The organism is Nonomuraea sp. NPDC049784, from assembly GCF_040659615.1.
GTDB lineage: Bacteria > Actinomycetota > Actinomycetes > Streptosporangiales > Streptosporangiaceae > Nonomuraea.
The window spans coordinates 1-10,705 of the sequence record NZ_JBFAMX010000341.1; the positions used below are offsets into that span (position 1 = coordinate 1).

Here is a 10,705-nt window from a genome sequence, read left to right on the forward strand (position 1 = left end):
GGCCCTGCGGCTCGCCCTTCCCGGGCAGGCCGATCGCGTCGCCGACCCGGACGTCGGCCAGGCCCCAGAGGCGGGCGATCCGGCCCGCGGCGACCTCTGACTCGCGCACCGCCGTGCCCCCGTCGAACACGCTGATCGCCGTGACCTTCCCCTCGCGCCCGTCCTCGAACCGCAGGCGGTCGCGCGTGCGTACCGTGCCCGAGAACATCCGCACGTACGCGATCTTCTCCCCGGCGTCGCCACGCTCGACCTTGAAGACGGTGCCCGAGACCGGCCCGCCGGGTCCGCCCTGGGCGGCGGGGAGCAGCTCCTCGATCCCGGCCATGAGCGCGCCCACGCCCGCGCCCGTGATCGCCGAGCCGAAGAACACCGGGTGTGCCAGCGCCTGCCCCGTCTGCGCCACCAGCTCGGCGCGGAGCCTGGCGTACGGGATCGGCTCGTCGCCGTGCACGTACGCGGCCAGCAGCGCGTCACTGTGCTCGGCCAGCACGTCCAGGAGGTTCGCCTCCCCGTCGAACGGCGTGAAGGAGGCGGCGCCCGTGCCCAGCCCGGCGGTGGACCCCATGGCGACGGTCGTAATGGAGAGCTTCTCCGAAATATCGTGCAGTATCCCGTCATAGCGGGCTCCGCGCCGGTCGATCTTGTTCACGAAGACGAGTGTGGGGATGCCGAGCCGGCGTAGCGTGCGCATGAGCACGCGGGTCTGGGCCTGCACGCCCTCCACGGCCGAGACGACCAGCACGGCGCCGTCGAGCACACTCAGCACCCGCTCCACCTCGGCGATGAAGTCGGGGTGGCCGGGCGTGTCGATCAGGTTGACCGTGGTGTCGCCGATGGCGAACGAGACGACCGCCGACTTGATCGTGATGCCGCGCTGGCGCTCCAGGGCCAAGGAGTCGGTCTGGGTGCTGCCGTCGTCGACGCTGCCGACCTCGTCGATCGCTCCTGCGGCGTACAACAGCCGCTCGGTCAGGCTGGTCTTACCGGCGTCTACATGCGCCAAGATCCCCAAATTGAGCATACGCAACGAACGTCATGTCCTCTGGATAGACGGGTGTTCCTTTCTCGTGGGACATGACAGTCGCTCGCATTTCCTGCTCCTCTGTTCGTCCTGACTCCAGCCCAGCACACCAGGGCGCTCTCGGCTCGGGCAACCGATTTACCGGCGTGTCGTCCCCGCGACCGCAAAGGGACCATGTGCGGGCCGCGCCACTCTCCCATATGCGGCATTCGCACTGATGCGGCCGGAAATGCCGCGCCACCCACCTGCTTCGACGCGGGACGCCCTAGGGTGGGGTGCGTTCTTTGGGAGAGAGGAAGATCCGGTGAGCGGTACCGGTGGGCTTACGGTCCCGGCGGTCGTGGACAGCCCGACCCGTCCAGCGCCTCCGTCCAGCGCCCTGGCCCGCTGGCTGCTGCAGCTTCGCGTGCAGCCGGTGGGCCCCGAGGCGACCGAGGGACACTCCGAGCCGCAGGCCTGGTGGAAGGTCATGTGCCTGACCGGCGTCGACTACTTCTCGACGCTGGCCTACCTCCCCGGCATCGCCGCGCTGGCGGCCGGAGCGCTGTCGCCGCTGGCCACGCTGCTCATCGTGGCCCTGACGCTGCTCGGCATGCTGCCGATGTACCGGAGGGTGGCGCGGGAGAGCCCGCACGGGCAGGGGTCGGTGGCGATGCTGGAGCGGCTGCTGCCGTTCTGGCGGGGCAAGCTTTTCGTGCTCGTGCTGCTGGGGTTCGTGGCCACGTCGTGGATCATCACGATCACGCTGTCGGCGGCGGACGCGTCCGTGCACGTCGTGGAGAACCCGTACTTCCCGAGCTTCCTGCACGGTCACGAGGTCATCCTGACCGTGGCGCTGCTGCTGATCCTGGGCGGGGTGTTCCTGCTCGGCTTCAGCGAGGCGGTCGGCGTGGCGATCCCGCTCGTCGCGATCTTCCTGATCATGAACGCCGTCGTCGTCGCCGTCGGGCTGACAGACGTCGTCTCCTCCCCCGACGCGATCTCCCGGTGGACCGACGCGCTGACCAGCGGGACGGGCGGCTTCGGCGGTCTCATCGGGCCGGCCGTCCTCGCCTTCCCGCTGCTGGTGCTGGGGCTGTCGGGGTTCGAGACGGGCGTCAGCATGATGCCGCTCGTGGCCGCCGAGGGCGAGACCCCCGAGCGGCGGCTGGCGTCGCGCATCGGCAACACGCGCAAGCTGCTGACCTCGGCCGCGCTCGTCATGAGCGTCTACCTGATCGCGACCAGCTTCGTGACCACGGTGCTCATCCCGGCCGACAAGTTCAGGCCGGGCGGCGAGGCCAACGGCAGGGCGCTGGCGTACCTCGCGCACGAGCGGCTCGGCGAGGTGTTCGGCACGGCGTACGACATCAGCACGATCCTCATCCTGTGGTTCGCCGGGGCGTCCGCGATGGCCGGTCTGATCAACATCGTGCCGCGCTACCTGCCCTCGTACGGCATGGCGCCCGACTGGGGCCGCGCGGTACGGCCCGTCGTGGTCGTCTACACCGGCATCTGCGTGGTGCTCACCATCGCCTTCGACGCCGACGTGGACGCCCAGGCCGGCGCGTACGCCACAGGCATCCTGGCCATGATGGTCTCCGGCGCCGTCGCGGTGACGATCTCGGCCATCCGCAAGCGCCAGCGGGCGGCCACCGCGGGCTTCGCCGTGCTCACCCTAGTGCTGCTCTACGCGCTGGTGGAGAACATCAGGGAGAAGCCGGACGGCATCGCCATCTCCGCGCTGTTCATCCTGGGCATCGTCGCCATCTCCCTGATCTCGCGTGTCTCCCGTACGACCGAGCTGCGGGCCGACCGGATCGAGTTCGACGAGGCGGCGCGACGGTTCATCGCCGACTCGATCGAGTACGACGGCGCGCTCAACATCATCGCCAACCGCCGCCAGGCCGGCGACAAGGCCGAGTACGAGACCAAGGAGACCGAGCAGCGCGGCATGAACCCGGTCCCCGGGCGGGCCGACGTACTCTTCCTCGAGATCGACGTCATCGACCCGTCCGACTTCAGCGACGCGCTCCACGTGCGCGGCGTGGAGGTGGACGGGCACCGCGTGCTGCGCGCGGAGAGCCCGGCCGTGCCCAACGCCATCGCCGCCGTCCTGCTGGCCCTGCGCGACGCCACCGGCGTCCGGCCGCACTGCTACTTCGAGTGGGCGGAAGGCTCGCCGCTGATGCACCTCTTCCGCTACCTCATCCTCGGACGCGGTGACACGGCGCCGGTCGTACGCGAGATCATCCGCAAGGGCGAGCCCGAGCCGGCCAAGCGGCCGGGCGTCCACGTCGGCGGCTAGCAGCGGTCAGATCGTGCATGCCCTGCTGGGTGATGCCGAGAACGGCCGCCGCCACAGAGAGGACTGACCTCATGGAGATCGTCAAGCGACCTGGCCCGCCGACCGGAGTGAGCCGCCTGCTGTGGCGTCTGCCGATCCACCTCTACTGGCTGGGGCTCGGCAGGCTGATGGGCGGGCGCGTCATGCTGCTCAACCACGTCGGCCGTGTCTCCGGCCGGCCGCGCCAGGCCGTTGTCGAGGTCGTCGAGCACGGCGAGCGCGGCTACGTCGCGGCCTCCGGCTTCGGGACGCGGGCCGACTGGTACCGGAACGTCATGAAGGCCCCCGACGTCACCATCCAGGTCGGCGGCCGGACCCTGCCGGTGAGGGCCGTACCGCTCCAGCGCGAGGAGGGCGCCGAGCTCATGACCAGGTACGCGCCGCGCCACCCCGCCGCCGCCCGCCGGCTCTGCAAGATCATGGGCTTCGCGGTCGACGGCAGCGTGGCCGACTACCGCGAGGTCGGCCGGCACATCCCGTTCGTGCTCTTCACCCCCAGCGGGAGCTGAGCCAGGCCAGGGTGGCGCGGCGGGAGTGCTCGCGCCGGTCCCGCAGGTGCGGGGCGTGCGAGGGCCCGGGGATGGCGGCGGTACGCGTCCAGTAGCCGAGGAGGGCCACCAGCAGGGCGTCCACGTGCTCAGGCACCGCCCGCTTCCCGAGCGGGTGCCCGGCGAAGACCTCTTCGGGATCGGGCTCCCCGAGGTCCGACTCCAGCAGCAGGCAGACCAGGTCCACCCAGGCGGGACCCACGCAGGCCCGCCCCCAGTCCACGAGCCTGGCCGTGCCGTGCTCGTCGATGACGATGTTGTCGAAACGCGGATCGAAGTGGAGCATCGTGTCGCCGGTGACCAGCGATTCCCATTCGCGCTCTGTCTCGGCGAGCCTGGGCAGGTGGTCGCGTTCCCACTCGCCGACTCTCGCGGCGCCCGGGTCCTGCCAGATCTCGCAGCGGCCCGCCATGCGCGCGGCCACGGTGGGGAGGCCGTCCAGCGGCGCCGGGGTCAGCTCCCTGGCGCAGGCAGTGAGCAGGTCCAGCGCCGCCGACAGCTCCTCCGGGCGCCACGGCTCGTGCGGCACCCGCCCGGGCGCCACCTCCGAGCAGAGCAGCACCCAGCCGCCCTTCTCGCACATGAACCGCAGGCGCGGCGCCGGCACCGCGGGCGGCAGCGCCGCGCTGACGGCCGCCTCCTCCCGGTAGCCGTCAGCGTCGGCGCCGTGCGCCGGCACGGCCTTGACGAACACCCGCTCCCCGCCGGCGAGCGTGGCCACGCCGAGCACGCCGTCCGAGAAACCACCCCGGCGCTCCTCGAACCGCAGCACCGCGCCCAGCCGGCGCTCCACCTCAGCGACGAGGGACGGCGGCAGCTCGGCGAAGTCACGCCGCCGAATCGGCCTCATCCTCCCTGTCCGTCTCGCCGTCGCCGCGATCGAGCGCCAGCTTGGCGATCCTGAATCGGGCGCAGCGCGCCTCGAGCTCGCGTTCGTCCTCTGGGGTCCACCATTCGATCATGGGGATCAAGGTCATCGCATGCCACCCATTAATGCGATCGACTTGGCGGAGTCTTTTCACCCCAGCAACTCGACCGTGCCCCGCTCGCCGTCCACCCTGATGCGGTCGCCGTCCCGCAGGCGCATGGTGGCGTTGCCGGTGCCCACCACGGCGGGGATGCCCAGCTCACGCGCCACTATCGAGGCGTGAGACAGCGGTGCCCCCATGTCGGTCACCACGGCGGCGGCACGGGGGAACATCGGGGTCCAGCCCACGTTCGTCAGCGTCGTGACGAGGATCTCGCCCGGCTTGAGCCGATCGCCCTCCTCAGGCCCTGAGATCACGCGGGCGATGCCCTCCACGATGCCCGGAGCGCCGGGGAAGCCCTTCACGGTGTCGCTCACGGGCACGCCGGTGCCGCGCGCGTCGTAGACGTCGGCCCGCCGGTCGGGGTCGGCGGCCCAGCGCACGGGGTCGAAGTGGCCGACGATCAGCGCGGGGTAGACCGGCAGGGCGGCGTACTGCTCGTAGGTGGCCCGCCGCACCGGCACCTTCTCCAGCGGGGACGGGTCGCCGCGCAGCAGGGCCAGCAGCTCGTCCAGGTAGAGGAAGAACACGTCGTCGCCGTGGCCCGACAGCTCCCCCGCCCGTACGGCGAACGCCCGCAGCACCCAGAACGCCCGCATGTTCTCCGAGCGCGTGGACTCGCGGTCGCGCACCACCGCGTTCCAGCGCTGGACCCTGGCGCGCATCTTGGCCTCCTGGCGCGGATAGCGCTCGGCGAAGCGCGTCCACGCCTCCTCCCTGGCCGTCTCCTGCCGCGCGAGCAGCGCCTCGGTGTCGGCCCGCAGGTCGCGCAGGCCGGCGAGCTGGGCGTCGATCCAGCCGGAGTCCTCGCCGGGCCGCGGGATCGACACCTCGAACTCGTGGGGACCGCGATGCCCGTACGTGCGGGCGAACTCCTCCCTGGTGATCTCCCCGCGGGCCAGCCTGGACAGGCCCATCACCGGGCCCAGGCTGGCCAGCTCGCCCTCGGCGTTCACACCGGTCAGCATGGCCTCGGCATCGACGTCGCCCATCATCTTGCGCAGCCGGTCGCGGGTCCAGACCAGGGTGGCGCCGCCCTGGCGGCCGGCGGCCTCCAACATGCGGCAGGAAGTGACCATGTGCGGCCTGATCTCGCGTTCCCACAGGTCGGCCAGCTCCGGGCCGGAGCCGGTGGCGGCGATCGTGGCGCGCAGCTCTTCGCACCGCCGCCGCGAGGTGGCCAGGAACGCGCGCAGTCCCTTGAGGTTGTGGCGCACGCGGCGCTGGATGTTGATCGCCAAGGGAAGGGTGCGCTTGATGATCTCCCAGCGCGACACCGGCACCATCGGCACGTCGAGGCCCTCCGGGAGCTTGCCGAAGACCTGCTCGACCGCGCTTAACCTGCTGCGCATGCCCAAGGCCCCGGCGATGGAGTGGACGATGCTCAGGTTCATGTAGAAGCGGCCGCCGATGTTGCCGACCATGTCGAAGCCGGGCAGGGCCGAGGCGGACATCGCCTCCTTGATGAACAGGCGCACGAGCGACCAGGTGACCGGCGTCATCACGTCGGGGATGGCCTCGCCCAGGTTGCCGGCGGTCCACAGGTATTCGCCCTTGAGGCTGTCGTTCCACTCCTCGACCTGCGGCTTGATGCCGGTGATCGGGCGGGCCTGGACGACGGCGAACTCGCTGCCGCGCCTGGCCCACTCGACGTCCATCGGGGTGCCGTACAGGGCCTGGATGCGCGTGCCGATCGCGGCGAGCTCCACGGCCTGCGCCGCGTCGATCACGGCCCTGCCGCGCAGCTCCTCCGGCACGGGCTGCTCGTGCGTGCCGTCGGGGGTGCGGACGGTCATGACCGTCTTGTCGCCGACCTGCGACTGGGTGACGGCGCCGCCGGACACCACGATCGTGTCGGGGGTGACCTGGCCGCCGACGACCGCCTCGCCGAGCCCCCATGCGGCGTTGATGACGGTCTCGTCGCGGGCGCCGCTCACCGGGTTAGCGGTGAACATGATGCCGGCCGCGTCCGCGTCCACCAGCTCCTGGACCACGACGGCCAGCGCCACGTCGTCGTGGGGGACGCCGTTCTGCTCGCGGTAGGCGATGGCGCGCGGGTTCCACAGTGATGCCCAGCAGCGCTTGACCGCGTCGAGCAGGGCGTCGCCGGTGATGTTGAGATAGGTGTCCTGCTGGCCGGCGAACGACATGTCAGGCAGGTCCTCGGCGGTGGCCGACGAGCGCACCGCCACCGCCACGTCGTCGCCGAGAGCCTCGTACGCCCGGCGGATGTCCGCGGCGATCCCGGCGGGCATGTCGTGCTCGGCGAACAGCCTTCGCACGTCCTCGGCCTGCGGGATCTCGTCGCGGAACGCCGACACGAACGCCCGGTAGGCCTCGGTCGTGATGTGGAAACCACCTGGAACGGGCAGGCCCGCCCTGGTCAGCCTGGCCAGCGATGCGCCCTTGCCGCCCACGGTCGCGAGATCGGCCGCCGCGTCGTCGAGGGGAAGTACGGCCTTCACGTCATACGCTCCTTGAGCCTTTCGAACCGCCTATGGAGGCCGCCAGCCTCCGCTGGGCGATCTCCTCCACCGCGTCGAGGAAGTCGAGGGTGGCCCGGGCGACGGCGCCCGCGTCGTCGCCGGACAGGGGGCGGCCCGTGGTCATGGTCCGCTCGATGGTGTCGCTCACCAGCTCCGCGATCCGGCCGTCGGACGGCCGCGGCTCCCCGGGGCTGCTGTCCGGCAGGCACAGGAAGCCGTACAGGACGGCGTTGGCCACCAGGACGTGGTCCCCCACCTCCTCGCGCACCGCGCCGCGCTTGACCAGCTCCGCCACGTACGCGTCCAGAGCCTCGCCCGTCACCGGCGGCCTCCCGGCCTGCTGCTTCTGGCGGGCGAACTTGCCGAGCACCTCGGAGTCGCCCTGCATGAACGCGCTGAGCAGCGGGCGGCCGAGCAGGGCGCGGGCGAACTCGCCGTACAGCTCGCTCAGCGTGGCGGGGCCGCGGCCGCGGACGTCGGCGAGCATGCGCACCCGCTCGCGGCGCAGCAAGGCGGCGAAGAGGTCGTCGCGCGTCTTCCAGTGCAGGTAGATGGTGCCCTTGGCGACACCTGCACGCTTGGACACGTCGTCGATCGTGGTCTTGTCGTAGCCCCAGCGCAGGACCAGCTCGGCGGCGGCGTCGAGGATCCGGTGCGCCCGTTCCAGCTGGCGCGCCGGATCCTGTGGCGGTCGTCCTGCCCTGACCATCCCGTCTCACCTCATTTGTTTGACTAGGTGAGACTAGATGGTCATTTAATTAAAGGCAAGTTCAGCCAAGCTTCGCCAGCAGCGACTCCGCCGACGGGGCGAACGAAGCATCCCCCGTGGACACGGCGGTCATCAGCAGTTGCCGGGCCAGCTCCAGGTCGCCCCGCTCGTACCGGATCTCACCCAGCCGGCAGGCGGCCTCGGCCACCAGGTCGGCCTGCTCGGTCAGTCCCAGCGTCAGCTCGTAGTACCGCAGGGCCCCGTCGCGGTCGCCGAGCCAGTAGCACAGCTCGCCGAGGTGAGCCGCGGCCATCCCCGACTCCGTGTCTCCCGCGTCGATGACCTGCTGATACCAGGTGAGCGCCTCCGGGAAGTCCCGGTCCCGCTTGGCCAGCGCGCCCAGGTACATCGCCGCGACCGCGCTGTTGTGCCCCTCGCCCTCCTCGACGCCCCTCAGGTACCAGTGCCGGGCCCGCTCCTCGTCCTCGTCGTGATACGTCTGCCCAAGCGCGATCATGGCCCGGGCGGCGAGGCCGGCGTCATCGGCGTCGAGCACCCGCAGGTACGCCTCCCTGCCCTCATCCACAAGCCCGGCCCCGACCAGCGTCTGGGCGAGCGTGACCAGCGCGATGGGCTCGCCGCCTGCGGCCGCCTCCCTGAGCGTGTCCAGGGACGCCTCCGTGTCCCCGCGGTTGCTCTGCAGCATGCCGAGCAGGCTCCCGAACACCCCCCGGATGGGGCTGTCGGCGTCGGCCGCCGCCCGCTGCGCCACGTCGAAGAACGCGTCGGTGTCCCCTTCGTCGTCGAGCAGGTCCAGGAGCCTGCCACCGGCGACGAACCGTACGTCCGGCTCGTCGTGCCCGCTGAGCCGCTCGTAGATCGCCCGCGCCTCGGCCGTCTCGCCCAGCTCGGCCAGCCGGTCGGCGATGTCCAGCTCGGTGAACGGCCCCCGCCCCGTCAGCTCGTGGTACGCCCGCACGGCCGCCGGGTCCTCGCACTGGCCGGCCAGCTCGCTCGCCACGCCGTCGGCCTGGTCGCCCATCAGCTGAAGGATCCGCACGGCCAGGGCGTGCTCGCCGCGGTCGGCGGCCTGGTAGGCGAGCACGCGGAGGTTGTCCGTCGCCAGGCCGGATCCGGCGTCCACAGCGGCGGCGAACGCCTGCGCCGCGCCGAGCTGGTCGCCCTCCTCGTGCCGCCAGAGGCCGAGCTGCACGCCGGCCCTCTCCACCGCGCTCGGCTCGCCGGACTCGATGGCCAGCCGCACCTCGCGCTCGGCTCCGGCCGTGTCACCCAGCTCTCGCATGGCCTTGGCCAGGTCCACCCGGATGCCCGCCTCGGTGTCGGGGAAGCCGGTGTCCACGCCCCGCTGGAACATGAGGGCCGCGTTCTCCATGTCGCCCCGGGCCTTGTACGCGTCCCCCCACGTCCAGTAGCCCATCGACACGGTCTCGGGGTCGCCGGTCCCGACGGCCTGCTCGGCCTCCCTCGCCACGGCGTCGTAGTCCTGCTCGACGAGCAGGTGGGCGAGCAGGTGGCGCAGGCTCTCGAGGTCGCCGGCCACCGCCCCTGCGGTCAGCGCCGCGCGTACGCCCGCGCTGTCGCCGCTTGTGTTGAGGAGTTCGGCCAGCACGACGGCGGTGGCGGGCATCGCGGCACGCGCGGCCTCGATCGCCCCGTCGAGGTCGCCGCGCCGGTGGCGGACGATGGCGATGTTGCGCCAGGCGTCCGCGGCCGTCTCCTGGTGCTCTGTGGCGGGCAGGGTGGCCAGCTCGGCCTGGCAGTGGTCGCCGCGCTCCGCCTGGATCACGCCGAGATCCAGCGCGGCCTGCGCGGCGAGGGCGGGCTCGCCCAGCTCGATGACCACTCGGCAGAGCGCCGTGGCCGCATGGTGATCGTCCAGCCCGCGAGCCCGCTCGAGGATCTCGGCGAGGGGCTCCCGCCGGGCCTCCGGATCCGCGGCGGCCACCAGGCGGCGTACGCTCCGGGCGTCGTCGTCGTTGAGCGCGAGCAGCACCTCGGCCATCAGCTCCGACCCGGCGAACTCGGTCAGCGCCGCGACCGCGCCCTCCCGGTCCCCGTCGTCGGCCAGCACCCATCCGCGTTCCTTGGCCGAGGCCGTGCCGAGCCGGACCCGGGCGACGGCCGTGAACCACTCGTCGTCGTCCAGGGCGACGACCCGCTCATAAGCGGTGCGGGCGTACTCGGCGTCGCCCGCCTCCGCCAGCAGCCTGCCCGCCGCGACCAGCGTGCCGGACGCGGACTCGGGGTCGGCGGCCACGGCGCGCTCGAACGCCTCCCGCGCCCCAGCCACATCTCCGGTCCTGGCGAGCAGCTCACCGAGCAACTGCGCCTCCCACGCATCCTGGGATCCGCGTGTCAGGAGGGACAGGGCCGCGGTCAGATCGCCGTGGTCGCGCAGAACGCAGACGAGCTGGAGCCGTCCCATCGCGCCGAACTCCCCGGCCAGCAGCTCCCGGGCCTCGTCCGTCGCGCCGCGCGCCACCAGCACCCCGGCGAGCCGCGTGGTCGCGTCCTTCCTGCGCCTGTCGTCGAGCCCCTCGATCGCCGCCCGGTAGGCCGCGGCCGC

8 protein-coding genes are annotated in these 10,705 nt (G+C 71.9%); 2 read left to right on the forward strand and 6 right to left on the reverse strand.

The genetic code is table 11. The features are described from left to right. A partial coding sequence (locus AB0J09_RS41745; RefSeq protein WP_360703817.1) for a GTP-binding protein occupies nt 1-1,003 on the reverse strand: 1,003 nt, incomplete at its 3' end. A 322-nt stretch (nt 1,004-1,325) separates the two neighbouring features. Here AB0J09_RS41745 and AB0J09_RS41750 point away from each other — a divergent pair. Further along, on the forward strand, nt 1,326-3,308 hold the full coding sequence (locus AB0J09_RS41750; protein WP_360703819.1) for an amino acid transporter: 1,983 nt from the start codon (nt 1,326-1,328) through the stop codon (nt 3,306-3,308). A gap of 71 nt (nt 3,309-3,379) precedes the next feature. Beyond that, entirely contained in the window at nt 3,380-3,856 is a 477-nt protein-coding gene (locus AB0J09_RS41755) for a nitroreductase family deazaflavin-dependent oxidoreductase (protein ID WP_360703822.1), read from the forward strand. Here the strand turns inward: AB0J09_RS41755 and AB0J09_RS41760 are convergent. From AB0J09_RS41760 to AB0J09_RS41780, 5 genes are all read right to left on the reverse strand, one after another. Next, nucleotides 3,837-4,745 carry a phosphotransferase gene (locus tag AB0J09_RS41760; protein ID WP_360703824.1) on the reverse strand — a complete coding sequence of 303 codons (909 nt, stop codon included), beginning with the start codon at nt 4,743-4,745 and terminating at the stop codon, nt 3,837-3,839. The two genes, AB0J09_RS41755 and AB0J09_RS41760, sit on opposite strands and share 20 nt — an antisense overlap. Continuing rightward, on the reverse strand, nt 4,723-4,872 hold the full coding sequence (locus AB0J09_RS41765; protein WP_360703827.1) for a hypothetical protein: 150 nt from the start codon (nt 4,870-4,872) through the stop codon (nt 4,723-4,725). The genes AB0J09_RS41760 and AB0J09_RS41765 overlap by 23 nt, the downstream gene beginning before the upstream one ends. 41 nt (nt 4,873-4,913) lie before the next feature. Beyond that, nucleotides 4,914-7,388 (reverse strand): PEP/pyruvate-binding domain-containing protein, encoded by a 2,475-nt coding sequence (locus tag AB0J09_RS41770; RefSeq protein WP_360703830.1) that lies wholly within the window; start codon nt 7,386-7,388, stop codon nt 4,914-4,916. 1 nt (nt 7,389) lies between these two features. After that, on the reverse strand, nt 7,390-8,118 hold the full coding sequence (locus tag AB0J09_RS41775) for a TetR/AcrR family transcriptional regulator (RefSeq protein ID WP_360703833.1): 729 nt from the start codon (nt 8,116-8,118) through the stop codon (nt 7,390-7,392). 61 nt (nt 8,119-8,179) lie between these two features. Continuing rightward, on the reverse strand, nt 8,180-10,705 hold a 2,526-nt coding region (locus AB0J09_RS41780), incomplete at its 5' end, for a tetratricopeptide repeat protein (protein ID WP_360703836.1).